The organism is Streptomyces sp. NBC_01808, from assembly GCF_035917395.1.
Taxonomy (GTDB): Bacteria; Actinomycetota; Actinomycetes; order Streptomycetales; family Streptomycetaceae; genus Streptomyces.
Window position 1 is genome coordinate 2,671,375 of record NZ_CP109072.1, and the last position, 25,719, is coordinate 2,697,093.

A 25,719-nucleotide genomic window follows, 5' to 3' on the forward strand; every position below is an offset into this window, starting at 1 on the left:
GGAGGGCGGGCGGGTACGGAGGTGCGCGGGGCCGCGGGGGCTGGCGGGAGGGCGGCGCGCTCGCCGGCGGCGCGTGGCTAGATCGGCTCCTCCGGCCAGCCGAGGAGACGGGCGCCCATGGCGGCGGTCTCCAGGGTGTAGCGGTGCAGGGAGTCCGCCACGTCGTAGCCGGTCAGGGTACGTATCCGGTCCAGCCGGTACGACAGCGTCCGCACGCTCACGCCCAGCCGCCGGGCCGCCTCGGCGTTGACGTAGCCGGCGTCGGCGCACGTCTGCAGCGTGGCGAGCAGCGGCTCGGCGCCGCCGCGGGCCTGCGTCAGCGGGCCGAGGACGGTCCGTACCAGATCGGCCATCGCGGCCCGGTCGCGCAGCAGCACGGGGAAGACCAGCAGCTCGGCGGCCCGCAGCACGGGCTGCTCAAGGCCGAGCACGGCGGCCATGTCGAGCGCGCCGAGCGCCTCCTCGTAGCTGCGTACGACCCCGCCGGGACCCGCGTGCTCGCGGCCCATGGCGACGCGGGTGGCGCCGGCGTAGCCGCTGCCCGGCTCCAGGGCCACCTTGGCGAAGGCGTCGAGCAGCGCGCGCTCGCTGCTGCCGGCGACGCAGACGAGCTGCCCCTCCTTGGTGGTCAGCAGCACGTCGCGCTCGACGAAGCGGCCCAGCAGCTCCCGCTCGATGCGCCGCACCAGGGGGTGGACGTCGGCGAAGGGCTCCTCGCCCGCGGCGACCGCGACGGCGTGGGCGCGGGCCAGCCGCAGCCCGAAGCGCTCCGCGCGCTCGGCGAGCCGGCCGAGGTCGCTGCGGCCGTAGAGCAGGTCGTCGACGAACTCGCGGCGCTCGGCCTCCTCCTGCCGGACCGCGAGCCGCTGGGCGCGCTCGTGGCCCTCGCCGAGCGCGCTGACGGCCGCCTCGACCGCGGCCAGCACGGCGTCGCCGCTGCGGGCGCGCTCGGTGGCGCTCGCGGCCCTGGCCACGCCGGGCAGGGTGGCCCAGGTGCGGCGGGTCTCGGCGAGGTGTTCCGCGACCAGCTCGCGCAGGCTGCGCCCTGACTCGGCGGCCTGCTCGCCCAGCTCGCGCAGCGCGTCCAGCTCGGGGCGGCGCAGCAGCCGGCCGGTGGCGGACACGTCGGCCAGCAGGTCCGCGTAGCCGACGAGGACGTCGGGGGGTGACCCCGCTACGCGCGTTCGCGCCACCACCGCTCCCGGTTGCCGGATCCTGGATACGGGACACCGCGGTCGCTGCCGGGTCCCGGAAATGTGGCGCCAAGAGTACGGCACGCGGGTTCGGGCGGGAAAGCGCAGCCTGTACGGGCCCGGGGGCGGCGGGAACCCGCTTCCCGCCGCCCCCGGCCGGCCGGCGCGTCCGCCGGCCGGCTCGTCCGCGGAGCCGGTCCTTCAGCCTGTCGGCGCCTCCGCGGAGCCGGTCCTTCAGCCCGTCAGCTCGACCGCCTGCCGGACGGTCTCGGCCAGGTCGCCCACGGCCGGGTCCTCGGTCTCGGCGGCCAGGTCCTCGGCGTGACCGGCGAGTTCGTCGACCGTGGGCGCACCGGGCAGCGGCAGGTACCCGGCGCCGGTGGTACCGGTGCCTTCCTTGCCGTCCACGGACGGCTCAGGGGTGGTACCGGCGCCGGAGCCGCCGCGCAGGGCGTCGGCGAAGTAGGCGGCCAGGGCGGTGAGCTGCAGCCGGGGCGGGGCCGCGCCCCACAGGTCGCCGGTCAGGGCGCCCGCGTCGACGGTGCTGGACTCCTCGTACGGGGCGCGGGTGTCGGGGTCGAGCCAGCGCACGGTGGCCGTCGCGACGCTGCCCGAGGCACCCTCGGCGAGCCGGACGGCGTAGAGCGCGGTGACGGTGTGACCGGGGCCGACCTCGCCGCCGTCGACGGCGTCGTTGCGGAAGTCCTCGTCGGCGACCTGGCGGTTGTCGTAGCCGATCAGCCGGTAGTCGGAGACGGCGTCCGCGTCGAAGACGACCTGCGCCTTGGCGTCCCTGGCGCGCAGGTCGACGTTGCGCGGCAGATCCTCGACGAAGACCTTGCGGGCCTCGCCGGTCCCGGAGACATAGGCGGTGTGGCCGTCGCCCTGGTTGGTCAGCCGCTCCATCAGGGCGTCGCCGTACTCGCTGCCGACGCCGACGCCGAACAGCGTGATGCCGTAGTCCTCCCGGGCCGCGGCGATGCGGTCGAGGATCGTCTCGGCGTCGGTGGCGCCGGTGTTGGCGAGGGCGTCGGAGAGCAGGACGACGCGGTTGGTGGCGCCCTTGCGGTGGCCGTCGACCGCCTCGTCGTAGCCGCGGGCCACGCCGGCCTCGAGGTTGGTGCTCTCGGTGGGCTGCAACTCCTCGACCGCGTCGTGGATACGGTCCTCCGCCCCGCCGACGGCCGTCATCGGCAGCACCGTGCGGGCCTCGTCGCTGAACGCCACGAGCGCCAGTGCGTCGTCGTCGCGCAGCTCGTCGACCGCCGTGTGCAGGGCCTCCCGTACGAGGCTGAGCCGCCCGGGCTCCGCCATCGAGCCGGAGACGTCCACGACGAAGGTCAGCGCGGCGGGCCGCCGCGCCTGCGTGCCGTACTCGTTGCTCTCCGGGCGGGTCGCCAGCCCCACGCGCATCAGCGACCAGCCGTCGTCCGCCGCGCGGGCGCCGTCGGTGGTGACGGAGAAACCGTCGTCCTCGGGCGCGGGATAGTCCTGGCGGAAGCTGTTGATGAACTCCTCGTGGCGCACGGTGTCCGGCTGCGGCAGCGCCCCGGTGTCGATGGTGCGGCGTGCGTAGCTGTACGAGGCGGTGTCCACGTCGAGCGCGAAGGTGGAGACCATGTCGGGCTCCGGTACGAAGGAGTCCGCCCGCTCCTTGCCCGCGGCCTCCGGGGCGGCGTCGTACGCGCCCTCCGGGGCCACGGAGGGCGCCGCGGGGGCCGGCAGCGGCGCGCTTCCGCCGCCCGCGCCGTCATTGGCAAGCTGCTTGTTCGCCGTATCGCCCCCGCCCCCGCTGCAGCCTGTCAGCAGCAGCGGCACCGTCATCAGTCCTGCCAGTCCCGTGAGCACCACGCGTCTCATCGCGCCCCTCCCTCGCACCGTCCTCATCGGGACTGTGACGAAGGAGGGGGCGATTCGGTGCCGTTACTCCGTCGACTCGCGGATCCCGGCCCGGGGCATCAGTGACACGGCATCAGCTCCTCGCACACACGACGGTTGATGGTGGAGGCGGTGCGGAACACCGGGACCGTCCGGATCCCGATGCCGCAGACATGTCGCACCGTTACTTCGCAACGTACCCGCCGACCGCACGATCTGCCTCCCCAGCGGCGGCACCGGGCTCAGCGGGACGTCGGGAAGCCCAGGTCGACGCCGCCGTCCGCGGGGTCGGGCCAGCGGGTCGTGACGACCTTCGCCCGGGTGTAGAAGCGGACGCCATCCTCGCCGTAGATGTGGTGGTCGCCGAAGAGGGAGTCCTTCCAGCCGCCGAAGGAGTGGTAGCCCACGGGCACGGGGATCGGCACGTTCACGCCGACCATCCCGGCCGTGGCCTCGAGCTGGAAGCGGCGCGCGGCGCCGCCGTCGCGGGTGAAGACGGCGGTGCCGTTGCCCCACGGCGAGCCGTTGACGAGCCGCACCCCCTCCTCGTACGTCTCCGCCCGCACCACGCACAGCACCGGCCCGAAGATCTCGTCCCGGTACGCGTCGGACTCCACCGGCACCCGGTCCAGCAGGCTGACCCCGATCCAGTGGCCGTCCTCGCGGCCGGGAACGGTGTAGCCCGTGCCGTCCACGACCACCTCGGCGCCCTGCGCCGCGGCCCCCCGCACATATCCGGCGACCTTGTCGCGGTGCTCGCGGGTGATGAGGGGGCCCATCTCCGAGTCCGGGTCGTCGCCGGGGCCGATACGGACTTTGCGCGCCCGCTCGGCGATCTTCGTCACCAGCTCGTCGCCGGTGTCCCCGACCGCGACCACCGCGGAGACCGCCATGCAGCGCTCCCCCGCCGACCCGTACGCCGCCGAGACCGCGGCGTCCGCGGCCGCGTCCAGATCGGCGTCGGGCAGCACCAGCATGTGGTTCTTCGCGCCGCCGAGCGCCTGGACGCGCTTGCCGTGGGAGGTGCCGGTGGTGAAGACGTACCGGGCGATCGGGGTGGAGCCGACGAAGCTGAGCGCGGCGACGTCGGGGTGCTCCAGCAGCCGGTCGACGGCCTCCTTGTCGCCGTGGACGACGTTGAACACCCCCTCCGGCAGCCCCGCCTCGGCGAGCAGCTCCGCGAGCAGCCCGGACGCCGACGGGTCCTTCTCGCTGGGCTTCAGCACGAAGGTGTTGCCGCAGGCGATGGCCAGCGGGAACATCCACATCGGCACCATGGCGGGGAAGTTGAACGGCGTGATGCCCGCGACCACGCCGACGGGCTGCCGGATCGAGGCGACGTCGATACGGGTGGAGACCTGCGTGGACAGCTCGCCCTTGAGCAACTGCGGGATGCCGCAGGCGACCTCGACGATCTCCAGCCCTCGGGCCACCTCCCCGAGGGCGTCGGAGTGCACCTTGCCGTGCTCGGCGGTGATCAGCCGGGCGACGTCCTCGCGGCGGGCGGCGAGCAGTTCGCGGAAGCGGAACAGCACGGCGGTGCGCCGCGCGAGCGACGACACGCCCCACTCCGCGAACGCCTCGCGGGCGGCGGCGACGGCGGCGTCCACCTCGGCGGCGGAGGCGAACGCGACCTCGGCGGCCTGCGCCCCGGTGGCGGGGTCGTAGACCGGCCCCGACCGTCCCGAGGCGCCCTCGACTGCCTTGCCGCCGATCCAGTGGCCGATGGTCTTCATGGGCAATCCCTTCGTCCAGCAACGGTTTCGGTCTAACCGCCGCCGAGGAGCCGTGTCAATCATGCGTCGATCACGCCGCGTGCGTGTCTCGTCACCAATGTCACCGTTACGTCGGTTCCCCACCACATCTGCTCGACAACCCCTCGGCAAGGGTCGGCCGGGGTGTCCCGGCGGGCACAGGGTCACTGATCACCAGGGGCGCTGCCCCGGCGCCCCGCCGGGAGGTACAGAGATGACGGACAGTCTGTGGTCGTACAAGGAGATCGCGGCACACATCGGCGTGCAGACCGAGACCGTGCGGTCGTACCGGAAGCACGGGATGCTGCCGGCGCCCGACGTCGTCGAGCACGGCAAGCCCTACTGGTACCCGGACACGGTGCGCGCCTGGGTCGCCCAGCGGCCCAGCAGCCGCACCCGCCGCGGCCGCCGGTGACGCCCCGCCCCGCGGCCGGGCGGACACCACGGCCGGCCCGCGCGCGGCGACTCCCACCCTCCGGCGGGCGGGAGTCGCCGTACGCCCCCGGGCGAGGCCCCCGCCCGGCCGCCCCCGCGGCCGGGCCGGTTCCCCTGGCCCCCGGGTGTCACCGCCCGCCGATAGGCGTGAGGTCGTCGGACTTGTCCGCCGGCCGCTCCTGCTCCTGACCGGTCGCCCGGGGCGCGCCTTCGCCGAATCCGCTGCGCTCGACGCGCTCGTGGAACCGGCGCAGCGGCCCGGGCGCCCACCACGTGGCGGCCCCGGTCAGCTTCAGCACCGCGGGCACCAGCAGCCCGCGCACCACCATCGCGTCCATCAGCACCGCGAGCGCGAGGCCGATGCCCAGCATCTTGGTGTTGGTGACCCGGGAGGTGCCTATCGCGAACATCACCACCGCGAGGATCACCGCGGCGGCGGTGATGAGCCCGCCGGTCCGCCGCAGCCCGAAGACCACGGCCCCGTCCCGGTCCCCGGTGCGGTCGTACTCCTCCTTGATGCGGGAGAGCAGGAAGACGCCGTAGTCCATGGACAGGCCGAAGGCGACGCAGAACATCAGCACCGGCAGCGTCGTCTCGATGTCGCCGGTGGCGGTGAAGTTCAGCACCCCGGACAGGTTGCCGTCCTGGAAGACCCACACGATCGCGCCGAACATCGCGGTGAGGCTCAGCGCGTTGAGCACGACGGCCACGAACGGTATGAGCACGCTGCCGGTGAGCAGGAAGAGCAGGATCAGCGTGGCCAGCACGATCATGAGGGCTGCCCAGGGCAGAACGGACTGGATGGAGTCCTTGGCGTCCACCAGATCGGCGGCCGAGCCCGCGACCGACGCCTCGAACGGCGCTCCGAGGTCACGGATGTCGCGCACCAGATCCTGGCTGGAGGCCTCCACCGCCTCGCCTTCTGCGGTCACGGTCAGATAGCCGGCGCCGGCGTTCATCGCGGAGCCGTCGACCCGCTCCACCCCGTCCAGCGCGGCGATCCGCTCCTGGTACGCGGCCAGCTCCGCGGCGGCCGGCTCGCCCTCGACGTAGATCTCGATCGTCCCGCCGGGAGTGCCGGGGAAGCCGTCCCTGATGTGCTCCTGCACCACGTGGGACTCGGCCGACCCCGGAAGCTGCCGGTCGTCCGCCGTACCGAACTGCACTCCCAGGAACGGCAGTCCGAGCAGCATCAGCCCCCCGGTCGTGAGCACCGCGAAAACCGGCGCCCGGCGCATCACGACCTTCGCCAGCCGCGCCCAGCCGCGCCCGCTCTCGGCACCGCCGGGCATCCCGCCGCCCCGCTTGGGCAGAATGCGCCAGGCGTTGACCCGCGGGCCGAGCAGCACCAGCGCGGCGGGCAGCACCGTCAGCGCCGCCACCGCGGCCAGCAGCACCACCGCTATCCCGGCGTACGCGAACGAGCGCAGGAAGTACTGCGGGAAGAGCAGCATCGCCGAGAGCGACACCGCGACCGTCAGCGCCGAGAACAGCACCGTGCGGCCGGCGGTCCGCAGGGTCGTGCCCACCGCGCCGAGCGGATCCGCGCCCGCCGCCAGCTCCTCCCGGTAGCGCCGGACGATGAACAGCGCGTAGTCGATGGCGAGTCCGAGGCCGAGGGCCGTGGTCAGGTTCTGCGCGAAGACCGACACGTCCGCGAACTCGGTGATCCCGCGCAGCACCGCGTTCGTCCCCAGGATGGCGATGATGCCCACGGCCAGCGGCAGCAGCGCGGCGACCGCGCTGCCGAAGACCACGATGAGCAGCAGGAGCGTCACCGGCAGGGCGATGATCTCGGCCCGCAGCAGGTCCTCCTGGATGGTGCCCTGCAACTCGTCGTAGATCGCGGCCTGCCCGCCGAGGCGCACCTCGACCGGGCCGTGCTCACCGCGGAAGTCCGGCGCCAGCTCGTCGAAGACCTCGCTGTTGCGCGTCTCGTCCCCGGTGATCCGCGCGGCGATCAGCGCCTCGCTGCCGTCCTCGGACCGCAGTCCTGCGGCAGCGGCCGCCGCGCCCCGCGCCTCCCCCGCGCCTTCCGCGCCCCCGGCCGGGCCGGCCTCCGCCTGCCCGGCGGCCTGGGCCGCCGCCCAGTACGACGTCACCCCTTCGACCGAGTCCACCGCCGCCAGCCGCCCGGCCAGCCGCTCCGCCTCGGCGGCGACCGCGGGATCGTCCACCCCGTCCGGCCGGCCGCTGTCCACGAGCAGCAGCAGGTTCGGCCGGGCGCCGGGGAACTGCTCGTCCAGCGCGTCCGCCGCGTACGCCGACTCGGACGCAGGATCCTGCCACCCCCCGCCGCTCATGCGGTCCGCCACCCCGCTCCCGGCCACCACGGCCAGTGCCGTGAAGACCAGCGCGAGCAGCAGCGACAGCCTGGGCCGCGCCGTGACGATCCGCGTCCAGCGGCTCACCCCGGCCGTCCCCCCGTTCGTGCCCTCGGCCATCGGTCCCGCCCTCTCGTTGCACAGCGCAATAGAATGAGACACGAGCCGGAATACGAGTCCGCGCTCGCGTTTCCTCAGAATGCGAGCGGCCACTCGCATTTGTCAACTCCTACCCGGAGGCTGTGGATAGCCGTGTCGAATCCAGCACCGGCCGCCGGCGGGCACACCCCCGCCGACCGGCCGCCCCGCCGCCGGCAGGCGCGCGGCGAGCGGCGCGTGCAGCAGTTGCTCGACGCCGCCGCGGCCGTGTTCGCCCGAAGCGGGTACGCCGCCGCGTCCACGAACGCCATCGCCCGCGAGGCCGGCGTCTCCCCCGGCACGCTGTACCAGTTCTTCCCGAACAAGGAGGCGGTGGCCGTCGAGTTGGGCCGCCGCTACAACCACGAGCTCCACGAGACGAACAGCGAGGCGTTCACCGCCGCCAACGCCGCACTCCCGCTCGACGCGCTGCTCGACGCCGCCCTCGACCCGGTGATCGACTTCTGCGCGGCCAACCCCGGCTTCGAGGTGCTGCTTCAGAGCGCGGACGCCCCCGGCCTGGTCGCGGAGGAGCACGAGGCGGTGCACACGACGATCGTGGCCGCCGTCGAGGGCATGCTCACCCTCCGCGCCCCGGAGCTCTCGGGCACCGAGATCGCTCTCACCACCACCATGTCGTTCAGCATCTTCAAGGCCGGACTGGAGCTGTTCATGAGCGCCGGAGACGCCGAACGGGAGACGTACCGCAGGGAGATCAAGCGGGCCCTCTTCGGCTACCTCGCGCCGGTCGTCGGCACCGACGCCATAACCCCACCGGGCTGACCGCGGGATCAGCACGGAGGAAAATACCCCCAGGGGGTATACTGTGGAGTGCAGGGAGCAGGACACGGCTGCGCCCACCGTCGACAAGGGAGACTCCCATGAGCACCCAGACCTCCGTCACCACCGTCTACAAGGTCACCGGCATGACCTGCGGCCACTGCGAGGGTGCCGTGAGCGCCGAGATCTCCGAACTCGACGGCGTCTCCTCGGTCAAGGCCGCGGCCGCCACCGGCGAGGTGACCGTCACCTCCACCGCCCCGCTCGACGAGGAGAAGGTGCGCGCCGCGGTCGACGAGGCCGGGTACGAGCTCGTCGGCGAGGCCTGACCCGTACGGTCCACAGCCGACGCCGCCCCCGCACACGCGACACGGGGGCGGCGTCGGCGCGTGACGCCGCCGGTTGCACGGCCGGGAGAGTGACCCAGATCACACTGATCAGGGGGTAACCATCGGCGCCATTCGCGTGTCTATTCGGGTGACGTCGACACCCGGCGGAGTCGACGTGCACGAGGCCGGGACGGCACGTGCGAGGAGCATTGAGCGGCCCCTCCCGCGGCGGCGTCCCGGCGGCATGAAGGCGCCCGGCCCCTACCGGGGCCGGGAGAGCGAAGCGCCCCGTCGACTGATCCGTGGGGGGATCGCAGACGGGGCGCCTTCGCGTTCTTGCGCGTCGTTGCCGGCGTGCGGGTGGCCGGCAGCTCAGCGCTCTTCGACCGGGACGAAGTCCCGCAGCACCTCACCGGTGTAGATCTGCCGGGGACGGCCGATGCGGGAGCCAGGCTCCTTGATCATCTCGTGCCACTGGGCGACCCAGCCCGGCAGCCGCCCGAGCGCGAAGAGCACCGTGAACATCTCGGTCGGGAAGCCCATCGCGCGGTAGATCAGGCCGGTGTAGAAGTCGACGTTCGGGTACAGCTTGCGCTCGACGAAGTAGTCGTCGGCGAGCGCGTGCTCCTCCAGCTTGAGGGCGATGTCCAGCAGCTCGTCGGACTTGCCCAGCGCGGAGAGGACATCGTGCGCCGCCGCCTTGATGATCTTCGCCCGGGGGTCGAAGTTCTTGTAGACGCGGTGCCCGAAGCCCATGAGCTTCACGCCGTCTTCCTTGTTCTTCACCTTGCGGATGAAGGTGTCGACGTCGCCGCCCGTGGCCTGGATGCCCTCCAGCATCTCCAGCACGCTCTGGTTGGCGCCGCCGTGCAGGGGTCCCCACAGCGCGCTGATGCCCGCCGAGATGGAGGCGAACAGGTTGGCCTGCGAGGAGCCGACCAGCCGCACGGTGGAGGTCGAACAGTTCTGCTCGTGGTCGGCGTGCAGGATCAGCAGCTTGTCGAGCGCGCTGACCACGACCGGGTCCAGGTCATACTCGGCGGCGGGCACCGAGAACGTCATGCGCAGGAAGTTCTCGACGTACCCGAGGTCGTTGCGCGGGTAGACCACCGGATGGCCGACGGACTTCTTGTACGCGTACGCCGCGATCGTCGGCAGCTTGGCCAGCAGCCGGATCGTCGACAGGTGCCGCTGCTGCTCGTCGAACGGGTTGTGGCTGTCCTGGTAGAAGGTCGACAGCGCGCTGACCACGGAGGACAGCATCGCCATCGGGTGTGCGTCCCGCGGGAAGCCGTCGTAGAAGCGCTTGACGTCCTCGTGCAGGAGGGTGTGGCGGGTGATCTCGCCCTTGAACACCGACAGCTCGTCGACGCTGGGCAGCTCACCGTTGATCAGCAGGTACGCGACTTCCAGGAACGTGCTGCGCTCGGCGAGCTGTTCGATGGGGTAGCCGCGGTAACGCAGAATCCCCTGCTCGCCGTCCAGATAGGTGATGGCCGACTTGTACGCCGCGGTGTTGCCGTAGCCGCTGTCCAGGGTCACCAGCCCGGTCTGGGAGCGCAGCTTTCCGATGTCGACGCCGGTGTCACCGACGGTGCTGTCGACGATCGGGAAGGTGTACTCGCCGTCGCCGTACCGAAGTACTGCAGATTTGTCGCTCACTCTGTCCTCACCCGACGTATCGTGCCTCTTCTTTGAGGTGTGCTTGAGGTGCCCTGACTACCCTCCAGCTTCCCCCATGCGGAGCTCTTCCGTGCACTCGGGGTCGGCTGCCGGATCAACATACGGCACTGCGTGCCACATACGGACCATCGTGCCCTGTCGGAGCGCGTTATGGGAGACCCACTCGCCCACGCAGCCGATGATCCAGCGCCGTACAACGCCGGCCTGCGGAAACGGTCCGCACCGCCTGACCCAGGGCCTTGCGGGAGCCGACCAGCACGACCAGCTTCTTGGCCCGGGTGACGGCCGTGTACAGCAGGTTCCGTTGGAGCATCATCCAGGCGCCGGTGGTGACGGGGATCACCACCGCCGGATACTCGCTGCCCTGCGAACGGTGGATGGTGACGGCGTACGCGTGCGTCAGCTCGTCCAGCTCGTCGAAGTCGTACGGCACCTCCTCGTCCTCGTCCGTGAGCACCGTCAGCCGCTGCTCGTCGGCGTCCAGGGCGGTGACGACGCCGACGGTGCCGTTGAAGACCCCGTTGCTGCCCTTCTCGTAGTTGTTCCGTATCTGCGTGACCTTGTCGCCGACGCGGAACGTACGGCCGCCGAAGCGCTTCTCGGCCAGCCCGGGGCGGCCGGGGGTGACGGCCTCCTGGAGCAGCCCGTTGAGCGCGCCGGCGCCCGCGGGGCCGCGGTGCATGGGAGCGAGGACCTGCACGTCGCGGCGCGGGTCGAGGCCGAACTTGGCCGGAACCCGACGTGCCGCCACATCCACCGTGAGCCGGCCGGCGGCCTCCGTGTCGTCCTCGGCGAAGAGGAAGAAGTCGGCGAGGCCCTGGGTGAGGGGCTGCACCCCGGAGTTGATGCGGTGCGCGTTCGTCACCACGCCGGACTGCCGGGCCTGGCGGAAGATCCGGGTCAGCCGGACCGCGGGCACCGGGCCGCCGTCGGCCAGCAGGTCGCGCAGCACCTCCCCGGCACCGACGGACGGCAGTTGGTCGACGTCGCCGACAAGCAGCAGGTGCGCCCCCGGCGGCACGGCCTTGGCCAGCTTGTTCGCCAGCAGCAGGTCGAGCATCGAGGCTTCGTCGACCACGACCAGGTCGGCGTCGAGCGGGCGGTCCCTGTCGTACGCGGCGTCGCCGCCCGGCTTGAGCTCCAGCAGCCGGTGGACCGTGGACGCCTCGGCTCCGGTCAGCTCCGCAAGCCGTTTGGCCGCACGGCCCGTGGGCGCCGCCATCACCACCTTCGCCCGCTTGGCCCGGGCCAGCTCCACGATCGAGCGGACCGTGAACGACTTGCCGCAGCCCGGGCCGCCGGTCAGCACCGCGACCTTCTCCGTCAGCGCCAGCCGGACCGCCTGCTCCTGCTCGGGCGCCAGCTCCGCCCCGGTGCGACCGCCGAGCCAGCTCAGCGCCCGGTCCCAGTCAACGTCCTGGAAGGCGGGCATCCGGTCCCGCTCGGTGCGCAGCAGGCGCAGCAACTGGGCGGCCAGGGAGACCTCCGCGCGGTGGAACGGCACGAGATAGATCCCCTGCACGGCCTCCTCCCCGGCCGGCCCGGGCACCGTCTCCCGGACGACGCCCTCCTCCTTCACCAGCTCGTCCAGGCACTCGATGACCAGGCCCGTGTCGACCTGGAGCAGCTTGACCGCCTCGGTGATGAGCTGCTGCTCGGGCAGGAAGCAGTTGCCCTGGTCGGAGGACTGCGACAGCGCGTACTGAAGGCCGGCCTTGACCCGCTCCGGGCTGTCGTGCGGGATGCCGACGGAGCGGGCGATCCGGTCGGCGGTGAGGAAGCCGATGCCCCAGACGTCGGCCGCCAGCCGGTACGGCTCGTTCTTCACCACGGAGATGGAGGCGTCCCCGTACGACTTGTAGATCCGCACGGCGATGGACGTGGAGACGCCGACGCCCTGGAGGAAGAGCATGACCTCCTTGATGGCCTTCTGCTCCTCCCAGGCGGCGCCGATCAGCTTCGTCCGCTTGGGGCCGAGGCCGGGGACCTCGACGAGCCGGGCGGGATCCTGCTCGATGACGTCGAGGGTGCCGACGCCGAAGTGGTCGACGATGCGCTCGGCGATGCGGGGGCCGATGCCTTTGATCAGCCCGGAGCCGAGATAGCGGCGGATGCCCTGGACGGTGGCGGGGAGGACTGTTCGGTAATTCTCGACGGTGAACTGTTTGCCGTACTGCGGGTGGGAGCCCCAGCGGCCCTCCATGCGCAGCGACTCGCCGGGCTGGGCGCCGAGGAGGGCGCCGACGACCGTGAGCAGATCGCCGCCGCCGCGGCCGGTGTCGACGCGGGCGACCGTGTACCCGTTGTCCTCGTTGGCGTACGTGATCCGCTCGAGGACCCCCTCCACCACCGCCAGTTGCGTCATGGGAAAGACGCTATCGCCGGGCCCCGACATCGCGGGCGGCCTGTGGATTACTCACCGGTTGTGGACAACCCATGACGGGCGCAGCGAGGGGGCCCGGCCTTTGCGGCCGGGCCCCCTCGCGTGTCCCCCTCCGAAGGCTCCCCCACCCCCCTGGTACTCCCCCCGGGAAGCCTGATGCCCTATACGACCCCGATCGACGGCGAAGGGTTGCACGGCTTCGGCACTTTATCGATCTGTAACCCGACGTGCCGACATCGGTGATCGGCCGTAACGTTTCCGGCATGAGGGACAAACCAATACACAAAGCCGTCCTGGACGACCTCGGTACGGAGCAGTTGCACCAGGTGGCCACCGAGCTGGGCACCGGCAGCCGGGGCGCGAAGCGGGTCGTCGGCGAGACGGTCGCCGCCCTCACCGGCTCGCTCGCCGAGGAGGCCGCCTCCCCGCACGGAGCGCACGAGGTCGAGCAGGCGCTCGACGAGGCTCAGGGGGCGACGCCCGCGGGCGCGGCAGCGGCCGCGCGCCCGGCGAAGTGGGCAGCCGCGCCGGCGGGCGCCGGGACGTTCGCCGGGAGCGCCCTCGGCGGCGGGATGCTGGCGACGATCGTCGGCAGGACGAGCATGCCCGTGGCCCGCGCGGTCTCGCAGCGCACGGGCATCCCCGTGGCGCAGGTGTCCCGGGCGCTGAAGATCCTCACGCCGGTCGCCATGGCCGCCGTCTCCCGGGCCGCGCAGAACCGCAACGTCGGGGCAGACGGGCTGGCCGAAATGCTCAAGGAGGAGCAGGAGGCGACCCGCAGGCCGGGCGGCGCGCTCGGCGCGCTGGCGCGGCTGTTCGGCGGCGGGCACTCCTACGGCGGCGGGCGCCACCGCGCCTGACGGCACGGCCGGGACCGGCCCGTACCCGACGAACTTCCCGGGACTCGCCACCGCCCTGACCCACCGCCGCCACGGCTCAACGGCGCACCGGCTGGCCGCTCAGCGCACGACCAGCCGCGCGTACCGTTCGACGATCTCCGCCAGCACCTCCGCGCCATCGCGCGCCCACAGCCCCGGGTTGAAGATCTCGACCTCGACGAAGCCCGCGTACCCCGCCTCGTCCACCCGCTCCCGGAACCAGCGCAGGTCGACGCTCCCTTCGCCCAGTTGGCCCCGCCCCAGCAGCACCCCCTCCGGCAGCGGCGTCACCCAGTCCGCCAGTTGGAAGGCCGCGATCCGGCCGGACTCCCCCGCGCGCGTGATCTGCGCCGCGACCGTGTCGTCCCACCACAGGTGGTACGTGTCCACCACCACGCCCACCCGGTCCGCCGGGAAGCGCTCGGCCAGGTCCAGCGACTGGGCCAGCGTGGAGACCACGCACCGGTCCGCGGCGTACATCGGGTGCAGCGGCTCGATCGCGAGCCGCACGGCGCGCTCCGCCGCGTACGGCGCGAGGGCGCCCAGCGCATCCGCGATGCGCTCCCGTGCGCCGTGCAGATCGCGACTGCCCGACGGCAGGCCGCCGGAGACGAGCACGAGCGTGTCCGTGCCCAGCGTGGCGGCCTCGTCGATGGCGCGGCGGTTGTCGTCGAGGGCGGCGGCCCGCTCCCCCGGGTCCCCGGTGGTGAAGAACCCGCCGCGGCACAGGCTCGTCACCGTCAGCCCGGCGTCGCGGAAGAGCTTGGCCGCGGCCTCCACCCCGAACTCCTGGACGGGCGCGCGCCACAGCCCCACGCCGCGCACCCCGGCCGCGGTGCAGCCGTCCGCGAGTTCGGGGAGCGACCACTGCCTGATGGTCTCCTGGTTGAGGCTGAGGCGGGCCGGCCCGCCGGCCGGCTGTCCGGTGCTCATTAGAGGACCATCCCTTCTGCAGCCCTCACAGGTAGGGTTGTGACCTCTCGGTCCCGGCGGGTGCATGGCTTGTGGCGCGAGCCATTCGATGGCCACTGTGAGTTGTGCCAGCCCCGTCGGGCCGAGGCCGTCTGATCGGCATCAGGGACACGCCCCGCAGAGGGCCGATTAATGAGCTCCCGGCAGACGGTCTCACCACCGGGCAGGTGCTCCGCGCATGACACAGGAGTACGTCTTTCGTGTACATCGGATGGGACTGGGCGACCGAGACCCACGACGTGACCGTCATGGACAACACCGGTGCCCGGGTGGCCCGTTGGGAGTTCACGCACACCGAGGAAGGCATCGCCAGGACGCTGGCCAAGCTCGCGAAGTACGGCAGCCCGGCGGACCTGCCGGTGGCCATCGAGACCACCCGCGGCCTGGTCGTGGACCGGCTGCTCGAGGCCGGCCACCCGGTCGTTCCGGTGCACCCGAACGCCTTCCACGCGATGCGCCCGCGCTGGGGCGCCTCCAAGGCCAAGACCGACGCGGGCGACAGCCTCAAGCTCGCCGACTACCTGCGCACCGACGGGCACTTCCTGCCCCGTCTGGAGCCGACCGGGCAGGCAACGATGGAGTTGCAGGCCCTGACCCGGCAGCGGGCCGACCATGTCGCGGCCCGCATCGCGGCCGTCAACCAGCTCGCCGCCCTGCTGGACGCGCACTGGCCCGGCGGCAGGGCCGTCTTCTCCAGCCTCGACAGCGACATCGCCCTGGCGTTCCTGGACCGCTACCCGACCCCGGCCTCGGCCGCCAGGCTCACCGCCGGGCGGCTGGAAGCCTGGTGCAAGCGCCACAGCTACAGCGGCAAGCGGCCCGGCAGTGTCCTGATCGAACGCCTTCGCTCGGCTCCCCAGCCCGCATCCCGGCTCGGCGAGAGCGTGATCGAGCAGCTCGTCCGGGTCCAGGTCCAGCTGGTCAGGAGCATCCGGGCGACGATCCGGGTGCTGGATACGGCCATCGCCGACGCCGTCTCCTCGCACCCCTACGCGCCGCTCCTCGCGACCATGCCCCGCATCGGCACGATCAATCTCGGGCAGATCATCGGCGAGATCGGCCCGATCCTGGAACGCTCCCGCACCAGCGAACAGTTCATCGCCGAGACCGGCGTCGTTCCCGTGACCCGGGCGTCGGGCAAGTCCCGCGTGGTGAGCTTCCGCCACGCGGCCAACCGCCGTGCCCGACTGGCCATCGTCGGCTACGCCGACAACAGCCGGCACGCCAGCGACTGGGCAGCGAAGATCTACAACGACGCGCGAGCGGACCGCAAGCGCCATCCCCACGCCGCCCGCATCCTCGCCCGCGCCTGGCTGCGTGTGATCTGGGCCTGCTGGCGCGACGGAACCTGCTACGACCCCGACACCCACCGAGCCAACAACAAGATCAAACCCGATCCCGAGGCGAATCTGGCGGCATAGAGGTTGACTCAGGGAACTCACAGGGCGACTCCGTGGACGGCGAGGAAGGAGGTCATGCGCTGTGCCGCGAGCTGCGGGTCGGGGAACAGGCCGAGGGCGTCGGCCAGTTCGTACGCGCGCGCGAGGTGCGGCAGGGAGCGGGCCGACTGCTGCCCGCCGACCATCGTGAAGTGGCTCTGGTGGCCGCCGAGCCAGGCCAGGAACACCACGCCCGTCTTGTAGAAGCGCGTCGGGGCCTGGAAGAGGTGGCGGGCCAGCGGCACGGTCGGGTCCATGACCTTGCGGAAGCCGGCCGCGTCGCCGGTGTCGAGGGTCCGTACCGCCTCGGCGGCCAGCGGGGCGAGCGGGTCGAAGACACCGAGCAGAGCGTGGCTGAAACCGTGCTCGTCACCCTCGATCAGCTCGGGGTAGTGGAAGTCGTCACCCGTGTAGCAGCGCACCCCGCGCGGCAGCCTGCGGCGCAGGTCCACTTCGCGGGAGGCGTCGAGGAGGGAGACCTTGACGCCGTCGACCTTGTCCGGGTGCTGGGCGATGACGTCGAGGAACGTGTCGGTGGCGGCGTCGAGATCGGAGCTGCCCCAGTACCCGGCGAGCGCCGGGTCGAACATGTCGCCCAGCCAGTGCAGGATCACCGGCTCGCGCGCCTGGCGCAGCAGTGCGCCGTACGTCTCCACGTAGTCCTCGGGCCCGCGGGCGCACGCCGCCAGCGCGCGGGAGGCCATGAGCACCGCCTGCGCGCCCGCGTCCTCGACGAGGGTGAGCTGCTCCTCGTACGCGGCGCGCACGCCGTCGAGCGTCGCGCCCTGCGGCGCGAGCTGATCGGTGCCGGCGCCGCAGGCGACGCGGCCGCCGTGGGCCCTGGCCTCGGCGGCGGAGCGGCGCATCAGCTCGGCGGCGCGGGTCCAGTCCAGACCCATGCCGCGCTGCGCCGTGTCCATTGCCTCGGCGACGGCGAGACCGTGGGACCACAGGTGGCGGCGGAAGGCGAGGGTGGCGTCCCAGTCGACCGCGGCGGGGCTGTCCGGGTCGCCGGGACTGGAGTCCGCGTACGGGTCGGCGACGACGTGCGCGGCGGCGAAGACCGTACGGGAGAGGGGGCGCGGGCCGCCGGTCGCGAGCGCCGGAGCGGGCTCCGCGCGCGGTTCGTACACCTCCAGCACGCCCCCCGGCCTGGGCAGCCGGATCGCCGTCATCGGGCCAGCTCCGGCACCTCGACGCGCCGCCCCTCCGCGGCGGCCTTGAGGCCCAGCTCGGCGAGCTGCACCCCGCGCGCGCCCGCGAGCAGGTCCCAGTGGTACGGCTCGTCGAGCATCAGGTGCCGCAGGAACAGCTCCCACTGCGCGCGGAAGCCGTTGGGGAACCCGGCGGGCCCGGCGTTGTCCGGCACGTCCTGCCACTGGTCGCGGAACGTCTCCGAGACCGGCAGGTCCGGGTTCCAGACCGGCTTGGGCGTGGCCGCCCGGTGCTGTACGCGGCAGCCGCGCAGGCCCGCGACAGCGGAGCCCTCGGTGCCGTCGACCTGGAACTCGACCAGCTCGTCGCGGTGGACGCGGACCGTCCAGGAGGAGTTGATCTGCGCCACGACGGTGCCGCTGGGCGCGGCGAGTTCGAAGATGCCGTACGCCGCGTCGTCCGCGGTCGCCTCGTACGCCTCGCCGTGCTCGTCCCAGCGGCGCGGCACGTGCGTGGTGACGTGGGCCTGCACGCTGCGTACCGGGCCGAACAGCTCGTGCAGGATGTATTCCCAGTGCGGGAACATGTCCAGCACCATTCCGCCGCCGTCCTGCGCGCGGTAGTTCCAGGAGGGCCGCTGGGCGGGCTGCCAGTCGCCCTCGAAGACCCAGTAGCCGAACTCGCCGCGGACCGACAGGATGCGGCCGAAGAAGCCGCCGTCGATGAGGCGCTTGAGCTTCAGCAGCCCCGGCAGGAACAGCTTGTCCTGGACCACGCCGTGCTTGATGCCCGCGTCCTGGGCCATCCGGGCGAGTTCGAGGGCGGCGGAGGCGGAGGTGGCGGTCGGCTTCTCCACATAGATGTGCTTGCCGGCCGCGACGGCCTTCTTCACCGCTTCCTCGCGGGCGGAGGTGACCTGGGCGTCGAAGTACAGCTCCACGGAGTCGTCCGCGAGGACGGCGTCGAGGTCGGTGGTGTACTCCGGCAGGTCGTGCCGGCGGGCGATGTCCTCCAGCGCGTGCTCCCTGCGACCCACCAGGACCGGCTCGGGCCACAGCACGTCGCCACCGCCGAGATCCAGCCCGCCCTCCTCGCGAATGGCAAGAATCGAACGGACGAGGTGCTGCCGATACCCCATCCGGCCGGTGACGCCGTTCATGGCGATACGCAGCGTCCTACGTGGCATCTGGTCTCCCATAGTAAGCGCTTTCTCCCCCGGGAGAAAGCTATCCCCGCCCGGCCTGCAGCGCAAGAGCCCGGCCGGGTACGGACAATGGCGTGCACACTCCTGCCACCCTCGCGACGCGGGCGCCGCGACGTGCAAGACTTCCGCTCACAGTTCGGACCGGCGACCGGCGCCGGGCGGGGCCCGCGCGGGCCCCGGGGATTCCGGCCACCGGGCCGGGACGTCGTACCCAACGGGAGGCAGAGCGATGGCAGTCACCCTCGCGGACGTCGCGGCACGCGCACGCGTCTCCGCCGCGACCGTCTCCCGGGTACTGAGCGGCAACTACCCGGTGGCCGAGGCCACCCGCGCGCGCGTGCTCGCCGCCGTGGACGAGCTGGACTACGTCATCAACGGCCCCGCGAGCGCGCTCGCCGCCGCCACCTCCGACCTCGTCGGCGTCCTCGTCAACGACGTCGCCGACCCCTTCTTCGGCATCATGGCCAGCGCCGTGCAGTCCGAACTGGGCAGCGAGAAGCTGGCCGTCGTCTGCAACACCGGCGGCTCCCCTGAGCGCGAACTGACCTACCTCACGCTCCTGCTGCGCCAGCGCGCCGCCGCCGTCGTGATCACCGGAAGCGCCGTCGAGACGCCCGAGTACGCCGCGGCCAGCGCGGCGAAGGTGGGGCGGCTCGCGGCGAACGGCACGCAGGTCGTCCTCCTCGGCCGGCCGGCGAGCGCCGCGCCCGAGGGCTCCGCGTTCGCCGTCGAGTTCGGCAACCGCGAGGGCGGGCGCCGGCTCACCGAGCACCTGATCTCCCTCGGCCACCGCCGCATCGGCTACGTCGCGGGCCCCGCCGACCGCACCACCACCCGGCACCGCCTCGAAGGCCACCGCGCCGCGCTGGCCGCCCACGACCTCGGCGGCGACGCCGGCGAACTCGGCAGGCTGACGGTGCACGGCCCGTACTCCCGGCAGTCCGGCTACGACGGCGCGCTCGAACTGCTGGACCGGGAGCCGGGGCTGACGGCCATCGTCGGCTCGAACGACGCGGTGGCGCTGGGCATCTGCGCGGCGCTGCGCGAGAAGGGTCTCGACGTTCCCGGCGACATCTCCGTGGCGGGCTTCGACGACCTGCCGTTCAGCGCGGACGCGACGCCGGCGCTGACGACGGTGCGGCTGCCGCTGCAGGAGGCGGCGGCGCGGGCGGCGCGGCTGGCGCTGGGGCGGGAGGAGTCGCCCGCGGACGGGCGCTACATGGTGCCGGCGGAGCTGGTGGCGCGGGCGTCGACGGCGGCGCCGCGGGCGTAGCGGAAGCCGGGGGTCAGGTCGATCATCCGACCGGACGACACGGTCTGTGGATAACTCTGCACAGGGTCGGCGTGTGCCGGTATCTTTGACTCAGTCAAAGGAAAGCGTGCGCCAGGAGGTGGGGTTCCGTGACCATCGAGGACATCCGCTCGTTCAACCGCTTCTATACGAATCTGATCGGCGCCCTCGATTACAGCCGCCAGCTCCACACGCCGTACACGCTCACCGAGGCCCGCGTGCTCTACGAGCTGAGTTATGCCCGGCAGGCCGACGCCGCGGACCTGCGCGGGGCGCTCACGCTGGACGCGGGGTATCTCAGCAGGCTGCTCGGCAAGTTCGAGAAGGACGGCTTGATCACGCGCGGGCCGTCGGCCGCCGACGCGCGGCGGCAGCGGGTGGAGCTGACGCCGCGCGGGCGGGAGGCGGCGCATCTGCTGGAGGAGCGCTCGCGCGAGCAGGTGGGGACGCTGCTGGCGCAGGTCCCGCTGGAACGGCGCGCCCGGCTGGCCGCCGCGATGAGCACGGTGCGGGAGCTGCTGTCGGAGTCGGCCGTGCCGAGCCCGGTCGAGGAGGCCGAGCTGCGCGAGCCGGGCCCCGGCGAGCTGGGCTGGATCGTCAAGCGCCACGGCGAGCTGTATGCGCAGGAGTACGGGTGGGACGCGGACTTCGAGGCGCTGGTGGCCCGGATCGTCGCGGACCACGCCGCGCAGCGGGACCCGTCGTGCGAGCGCACCTGGATAGCGGACCTGGGCGGCCGCCCGGTCGGCACGGTCATGTGCGTGCGGGACGACGCTCCGGAGACCGCGCGGCTGCGGCTGCTGCTGGTGGACCCGGAGGTGCGGGGGCACCGGCTGGGTGCGCGGCTGGTCGACGAGTGCGTCCGCTTCGCCCGTGAGGCGGGATACCGCCAGCTGGTGCTGTGGACGAACTCGGTGCTGGAGTCGGCCCGCCGCCTCTACGAGCGGGCGGGATTCGAGCTGGCGGCCGAGAAGCCGCACCACAGCTACGGGGCGGACCTGGTGGGCCAGGACTGGCGGCTGACGCTCTGACGCATTCGGCCGGATGGCCGCCGCGGGCGCGGCGGCGGCCATGGCGGTCGGGCGGATCGGGGCGGGGCGGGCGGGGCCGTCCGGCTCCGAGGGCCGGCGAGGGCGTACCGCGGGTGCTTCCGCCGGGCGGCTGAACTTCCGGAGGCGGTCCCCGCGGCGGCCCGTTGCGGGCGTGCGCGGCCCGGCGTGCGACGGGGGTGCGGACGGGGCTCCGGGGGAGGTGGCTGCGGGGTTGCCAGGTGCGGTGGGGTCTGATCGACTCACGGCATGCGACTCGCCTTTTCCACCCTCGGCATGCCTCAGCTCCCCGTCGCCGAGGTAGCTCGGCTCGCCCGCGACGGCGGCTACCAGGGCGTGGAGCTGCGGTGCCACCCCGAGGAGCCCGTGCACACCGGGCTCGGGATCGGGGAGCGGGCCGACGTGGTCGAGGAGTTCACCGCGGCCGGGGTGGAGATCCTGACGCTGGCGAGCTACGCGGGCGTCGCCACGGCCGGGGACGACGAGCCGGTGGTCACCGAGATGCGCGAGTTGCTGGCACTCGCCCGGGACTTGGGTGCCGCCCACGTCCGGGTCTTCCCGCGCGGCGGGGACCAGCCGGCCGTGGAGGCGGACCCCACCGCCGCGCGGCGGCTCGCCGCCGTGGCCCCGTACGCCGCGGACCTCGGCGTGCGCGTGCTGCTGGAGACGCACGACTCGCACCGCACCGGCGCGGACGTGGCCCGCATCCTGGACCGCGTCGGGCACAAGAGCACCGGCGCGCTGTGGGACGTGATGCTGACCTGGCTCGGCGGCGAGGAGCCGCAGGAGTCGTTCGCGGCCCTCTCCCCGTACCTCGGCTACGTGCAGGTCAAGGACGCGGCGTCACGGGAGGAGCTGGCGCCGCTGGCGCTGGGCGAGGGGACGGTGCCGCTGGCGGAGTGCCTGGCGGTGCTCACGGAGGCGGGCTGGGACGGCTGGCTGTGCTGGGAGTACGAGAAGCGCTGGTTCCCCGAGGCCCGGGAGCTCGCGCCGCTGCTGGCCGGAGGCCGCGAGCATCTGCTCCGGCTGCTGGCCGACGTGGCCTGAATACGCGGCCCTCCGCGGCGCGCGCCGGGCACCGGCGGGCGGCCCGCTACCCCGGGTGATCGCGCAACTCCGCACCTCGGCACGGATGTCGGAGCCGTGGCTCCGACGGCCTTGTGTCACAGGACGGTTGTGAAACCAAGGGGCCGACTGGCCTAATCCTTGCGCCGCTGCCTACGCTGAGGCGCGACTTGCACATGCACACGGGGAAACGGGGGTTCGATCCGTGATGAAGCTCAGCGCACCGGCGAGTGCCGTGGCACTGGCCGCGGCGATCACGCTGCTGACGGCGTGCGGGTCGTCGGACGACAAACCGGACCGGATCACGGGCGCGAAGGAAACCGCGACGGAGTCGGAGGAATCCTCCTCCGCCTCGCCGTCCCCGGCCGCCGACGGCGGCGCCGGCGCACCGGAGTTCGACTTCCCCGAAGACGTCAAGGTGGAGGTGGAGAGCGAGCCGACGGGCGACGCCGCCGAGGACGCGATCCTGCGCGACCACGGCTACGCCGTGCAGTCGATCCGCCTCGGCTACGCGAAGCAGGACCCGCGCCTGGACGTCCTGGAGCAGTACCTCGGCGGCGACGCCCTGCTGGGCTGGCGCGCGGGCATCGACGAGTTCGTCGCGGACGGCAAGACGGTCTCCGGCACCGTGCGCTACTACGACCGCGAAGTCACCTCGCAGAAGGGCGACGTGGCGTCCGTCGTGTACTGCGAGGACCAGACGAACTCGTACGCGAAGATCGCCGACTCCGGCAAGGTGCTGAAGACCGAGCCGAGCGCCGACGACTTCATCCGGCACGTCTCGACGATGCGCAAGACGGCGGACGGCCTCTGGCAGATGGTCCACGAGTCCGACGAACAGGGAGCAGCGCAGTGCGGAACCTCCTGAGCACCCGGCATACGGCGGCGGTGTCCATAGCCGGCGCGGCCCTCGCCCTCGCGGCGACCGGGCCCGCGACGGCGGGCGACGGGACGGGCCAGGGCGGCTCCGACCAGATCGGCTCCCGGGTGGATTTCAACCACAGCAGCCCGGGCTCCGGCGAGACCTCGCCCATGACGCCGATCGGCGGCAGTTGGTCCCCGCCGGTGTGCTGGTACGAGCCGCGTTACACGCCGGACCAGATGGACGACTACGTCCACGAGAACTACAACGCCGAGCACAACGCCACCGCGGCCATCTCCGAACTCGTCACCGACGACAGCACCTTCGACCTCCGCAAGGACAAGGAAGGGCTGTGGTGGCAGCTCGTCTACCAGGACGACGGGGTGACGGCCGAGGCCTGCCCGGCGACGAAGTCCTTCATGTTCGTCGGCCCCGAGGAGCCCGCGGAGCCGAACACCCGGGTGATCGACCCGGAGACCCTGGCGGCGCTCGCGTACAACGAGACCGAACTGCCCGCCCCGCCGGTGGACCTGAAGCCCAACGCCGACCGCCAGGTGGTGAACCTGGAGACCCTCGCCGTGCTCGACCCGGCCGAGTTGCAGCGCGTCTGGGTCACCGCCTCCATCGACCCGCCGGGCATGGGCCGGATCGCCGCCACCACCGTCGCCACCCCGCAGCGGCTGCGGCTGGAGGCCGGCACGGAGTACGCGGACCCGAACGTCTGCGAGTACGACCTCGTGCGCAAGGGCGGCGGCTTCGCCGTGGACACCGAGGACGCCGGCTGCAACATCACGTACCGCAAGTCCTCCGGCGAGGGGACGTACGAGCTGGAAGCCTCGCTCACCTGGAACGTCAACTGGAACCCGACCGAGAGCCCGGACGGGACGCCCGTGCACGAGGACTTCCCCGACGGCCAGTCCACCACCGAGATCCCGGTGACCGTCAAGGAGATCCAGACGGTGGTGCGCTAGCGCCGCCCGACTGCGCCGGTACGGCGGGGCGGTGCGGCACGGCACCGTCCCGCGGGCCGCCCTTCCGGCCGGCCCGCCGGCCGCCCAGCGACGTCACGGCCACCCCGCCGACCAGCAGCAGCGCCGCCACCCAGCGCAGCCCCGTGATCTCCTCGCCCAGGAACAGCGCCGCCGAGGACATCCCCGCGACCGGCACCAGCAGCGAGAACGGCGCCACCGTCGAGGCGTCGTACGTACGCAGCAGGTACCCCCACACCCCGAAGCCGAATATCGTGACGATCCACGCGATGTAGACGACCGCGCCGGCGCCTGCCCAGTCCAGCGACCGCAGCGCCTCCCAGTCCCGCTCCGGCCCCTCGAACACCAGCGACAGCGCGAGCAGCGGCAGCACGGGCACGCAGGACACCCACACCATGAAGCGCAGCCCGTCCGGCGGCGCGGCCTTGCGCATGATGACGTTCGAGATGCCCCAGCAGAACGCCGCCGCCAGCACGATCGCGAACGCCCCCAGCGGCCCGGAGCCGCCCTCGTCCACCGCGGCCAGCGCCACCCCGCACAGCGCCACCCCCATGCCGGCCAGCCGCACCCGCCCCGGCCGCTCCCCCAGCACCACCGCCGCGATGCACGCCGTGAACACCGCCTGGATCTGCAGCACCAGCGACGACAGCCCCGGCGGCATCCCCCGCTCCATGCCGACGAACAGCAGCCCGAACTTCGCCACCCCCAGCACCAGCCCGACCGCCAGGATCCACTTGAACGCGACCTGCGGCCGGCCGATGAGGAACACCGCGGGCAGCGCCGCCACCAGGAAGCGCAGGGCGGTGAAGAGCAGCGGTGGGAAGTGGTCGAGGCCCACCTCGATGACGACGAAGTTCAGCCCCCAGAAGAAGGCGACGAGGACGGCGAGTGCGATGTGCAGCGGACGCATGCACCCAGGATCGGGCCGGACGACCGTGAAGCACCAGCATGTATTACTTCATGATTGGATGTAGTAACGCTGAAACCTGGGAGTGGCCATGCTCGATCTGTCCCGGCTCCGGGCGCTGCACGCCGTCGCCGTCCACGGCTCCGTCGGCTCCGCCGCGGCCGCCCTCGGCTACACCCCGTCCGCCGTCTCCCAGCAGATCGCCAAGCTGGAGCGCGAGACCCGCACACCGCTGCTGGAGCGCCGCGGCCGCGGGGTGACGCTCACCGACGCCGCCCAGCACCTCGCCGCCACGGCGGAGCAGTTGCTCGCCATCGTCGAGGAGGCCGAGACCTCGCTGGAGGAGCGCCGCGGCCGGCCCATGGGGCGGCTGACGGTGGCCTGCTTCGCGACCGCAGCCCGCGGACTGCTGCCCGCGGCGCTCGCCGCGCTCTCCGCGGAGCACCCCGCGCTCGACACCCGCATGCTGGAGGCCGACCCGCATCTCTCCCCCGGCATGGTCACCCGCGGGGTGGCCGACCTCGCCGTCGCGCACGACTGGGACAGCGCCCCGCTGCCCACCCCCGAGGGGATGGAGCTGGCGCCCGTCGGCGACGACCTGTGCGACATCTGCGTCCCGGCCGGCCACCCCTTCGCCGGGCGCGACGCGCTCGTCCGGGCGGATCTCGTGGGCGAGCGCTGGATCTGCCAGCCGCCGGGCTCGACGTGCCACGACTGGCTCGTACGCACCCTGCGTACCTCCGGCCACGAGCCGGATCTCGCCTACCAGGTCGCCGAGTACGCCTCGCAGCTCGCGCTGGTCGCGGCCGGTCTGGGCATCGCGCTGGTGCCGCGGCTGGGCCGCGGTCCGCTGCCCGCGGGGGTGGTCGCGGTGCCGCTGGAGCCGGTGCCGGTGCGGCGGGTGTACGCGCTGTGGCGTACGGGCGCCGCGCGCCGGCCGGCGATCCGGGAGGCGGTGCGGCTGCTGCAGCGGGAGTGGAAGGAACGGGTCGGCTGACGGTACGGGGCCAC

At 72.7% G+C, this 25,719-nt stretch carries 21 protein-coding genes; 11 read left to right on the forward strand and 10 right to left on the reverse strand.

Features of this window, described 5'->3' with window-relative positions:
* Positions 1-77 precede the first annotated feature (77 nt).
* The 3 genes from OG946_RS11310 to OG946_RS11320 all read right to left on the reverse strand — a co-directional run bounded on the left by OG946_RS11310 (position 78) and on the right by OG946_RS11320 (position 4,807).
* Positions 78-1,196, reverse strand: a complete 1,119-nt coding sequence (locus OG946_RS11310; protein ID WP_326796000.1) for a PucR family transcriptional regulator — start codon at positions 1,194-1,196, stop codon at positions 78-80.
* A gap of 231 nt (positions 1,197-1,427) precedes the next feature.
* A complete protein-coding gene (locus OG946_RS11315) occupies positions 1,428-3,017 on the reverse strand; it encodes a vWA domain-containing protein (RefSeq protein WP_326800212.1) in 1,590 nt (529 codons plus the stop codon).
* A 296-nt stretch (positions 3,018-3,313) separates the two neighbouring features.
* A complete protein-coding gene (locus OG946_RS11320) occupies positions 3,314-4,807 on the reverse strand; it encodes a CoA-acylating methylmalonate-semialdehyde dehydrogenase (protein WP_326796001.1) in 1,494 nt (497 codons plus the stop codon).
* A 232-nt stretch (positions 4,808-5,039) separates the two neighbouring features.
* On the opposite strand from OG946_RS11320, the gene OG946_RS11325 reads away from it, so the two are divergent.
* Positions 5,040-5,240: a helix-turn-helix transcriptional regulator gene (locus OG946_RS11325; RefSeq protein WP_047015878.1), complete on the forward strand. Its 201-nt coding sequence runs from the start codon at positions 5,040-5,042 to the stop codon at positions 5,238-5,240.
* Positions 5,241-5,388: 148 nt separating this feature from the next.
* Here the strand turns inward: OG946_RS11325 and OG946_RS11330 are convergent, their stop codons facing one another.
* On the reverse strand, positions 5,389-7,704 hold the full coding sequence (locus OG946_RS11330) for an MMPL family transporter (RefSeq protein WP_326796002.1): 2,316 nt from the start codon (positions 7,702-7,704) through the stop codon (positions 5,389-5,391).
* A 132-nt stretch (positions 7,705-7,836) separates the two neighbouring features.
* Here OG946_RS11330 and OG946_RS11335 point away from each other — a divergent pair, with 132 nt between their 5' ends.
* Together OG946_RS11335 and OG946_RS11340 are read left to right on the forward strand one after the other, a co-directional pair.
* The gene (locus tag OG946_RS11335) at positions 7,837-8,505 is read left to right on the forward strand and encodes a TetR/AcrR family transcriptional regulator (protein WP_326796003.1); all 669 of its coding nucleotides are present in this window, start codon (positions 7,837-7,839) and stop codon (positions 8,503-8,505) included.
* Positions 8,506-8,603: 98 nt separating this feature from the next.
* The gene (locus tag OG946_RS11340; RefSeq protein ID WP_326796004.1) at positions 8,604-8,831 is read left to right on the forward strand and encodes a heavy-metal-associated domain-containing protein; all 228 of its coding nucleotides are present in this window, start codon (positions 8,604-8,606) and stop codon (positions 8,829-8,831) included.
* 372 nt (positions 8,832-9,203) lie between these two features.
* Here the strand turns inward: OG946_RS11340 and OG946_RS11345 are convergent, their stop codons facing one another.
* A complete protein-coding gene (locus OG946_RS11345; protein WP_125934910.1) occupies positions 9,204-10,493 on the reverse strand; it encodes a citrate synthase in 1,290 nt (429 codons plus the stop codon).
* Positions 10,494-10,662: 169 nt separating this feature from the next.
* Positions 10,663-12,879: an SF1B family DNA helicase RecD2 gene (gene recD2, locus OG946_RS11350; RefSeq protein WP_326796005.1), complete on the reverse strand. Its 2,217-nt coding sequence runs from the start codon at positions 12,877-12,879 to the stop codon at positions 10,663-10,665.
* Positions 12,880-13,160: 281 nt separating this feature from the next.
* Between recD2 and OG946_RS11355 the strand changes: the two genes are divergently transcribed.
* The gene (locus OG946_RS11355; protein WP_326796006.1) at positions 13,161-13,757 is read left to right on the forward strand and encodes a DUF937 domain-containing protein; all 597 of its coding nucleotides are present in this window, start codon (positions 13,161-13,163) and stop codon (positions 13,755-13,757) included.
* A 99-nt stretch (positions 13,758-13,856) separates the two neighbouring features.
* On the opposite strand, the gene OG946_RS11360 is transcribed toward OG946_RS11355, so the two are convergent.
* Positions 13,857-14,708, reverse strand: a complete 852-nt coding sequence (locus OG946_RS11360; RefSeq protein WP_326796007.1) for a sugar phosphate isomerase/epimerase family protein — start codon at positions 14,706-14,708, stop codon at positions 13,857-13,859.
* Between the two features lie 239 nt (positions 14,709-14,947).
* Here OG946_RS11360 and OG946_RS11365 point away from each other — a divergent pair, with 239 nt between their 5' ends.
* Complete coding sequence (locus tag OG946_RS11365) at positions 14,948-16,168, forward strand: IS110 family transposase (RefSeq protein ID WP_326796008.1); 1,221 nt, start codon at positions 14,948-14,950, stop codon at positions 16,166-16,168.
* Positions 16,169-16,185: 17 nt separating this feature from the next.
* Here the strand turns inward: OG946_RS11365 and OG946_RS11370 are convergent, their stop codons facing one another.
* Together OG946_RS11370 and OG946_RS11375 are read right to left on the reverse strand one after the other, a co-directional pair.
* Complete coding sequence (locus OG946_RS11370; RefSeq protein WP_326796009.1) at positions 16,186-17,361, reverse strand: dihydrodipicolinate synthase family protein; 1,176 nt, start codon at positions 17,359-17,361, stop codon at positions 16,186-16,188.
* Positions 17,358-18,527 (reverse strand): Gfo/Idh/MocA family protein, encoded by a 1,170-nt coding sequence (locus OG946_RS11375; protein ID WP_326796010.1) that lies wholly within the window; start codon positions 18,525-18,527, stop codon positions 17,358-17,360. The genes OG946_RS11370 and OG946_RS11375 overlap by 4 nt, the downstream gene beginning before the upstream one ends.
* Before the next feature lie 247 nt (positions 18,528-18,774).
* Here OG946_RS11375 and OG946_RS11380 point away from each other — a divergent pair, with 247 nt between their 5' ends.
* The 5 genes from OG946_RS11380 (at position 18,775) to OG946_RS11400 (ending at position 23,783) form a co-directional block, all read left to right on the forward strand.
* Positions 18,775-19,818: a LacI family DNA-binding transcriptional regulator gene (locus tag OG946_RS11380; protein WP_326796011.1), complete on the forward strand. Its 1,044-nt coding sequence runs from the start codon at positions 18,775-18,777 to the stop codon at positions 19,816-19,818.
* 128 nt (positions 19,819-19,946) lie between these two features.
* Entirely contained in the window at positions 19,947-20,867 is a 921-nt protein-coding gene (locus OG946_RS11385) for a bifunctional helix-turn-helix transcriptional regulator/GNAT family N-acetyltransferase (protein WP_326796012.1), read from the forward strand.
* 267 nt (positions 20,868-21,134) lie between these two features.
* A complete protein-coding gene (locus tag OG946_RS11390) occupies positions 21,135-21,932 on the forward strand; it encodes a sugar phosphate isomerase/epimerase family protein (RefSeq protein WP_326796013.1) in 798 nt (265 codons plus the stop codon).
* Positions 21,933-22,158: 226 nt separating this feature from the next.
* The gene (locus tag OG946_RS11395) at positions 22,159-22,818 is read left to right on the forward strand and encodes a hypothetical protein (protein ID WP_326796014.1); all 660 of its coding nucleotides are present in this window, start codon (positions 22,159-22,161) and stop codon (positions 22,816-22,818) included.
* Complete coding sequence (locus OG946_RS11400) at positions 22,803-23,783, forward strand: hypothetical protein (RefSeq protein WP_326796015.1); 981 nt, start codon at positions 22,803-22,805, stop codon at positions 23,781-23,783. The genes OG946_RS11395 and OG946_RS11400 overlap by 16 nt, the downstream gene beginning before the upstream one ends.
* Here OG946_RS11400 and OG946_RS11405 read toward each other — a convergent pair.
* Entirely contained in the window at positions 23,755-24,711 is a 957-nt protein-coding gene (locus OG946_RS11405) for an EamA family transporter (RefSeq protein WP_326796016.1), read from the reverse strand. The genes OG946_RS11400 and OG946_RS11405 overlap by 29 nt on opposite strands.
* An 88-nt stretch (positions 24,712-24,799) precedes the next feature.
* Here OG946_RS11405 and OG946_RS11410 point away from each other — a divergent pair, with 88 nt between their 5' ends.
* Positions 24,800-25,705, forward strand: a complete 906-nt coding sequence (locus OG946_RS11410; protein WP_326796017.1) for a LysR family transcriptional regulator — start codon at positions 24,800-24,802, stop codon at positions 25,703-25,705.
* Positions 25,706-25,719 lie beyond the last annotated feature (14 nt).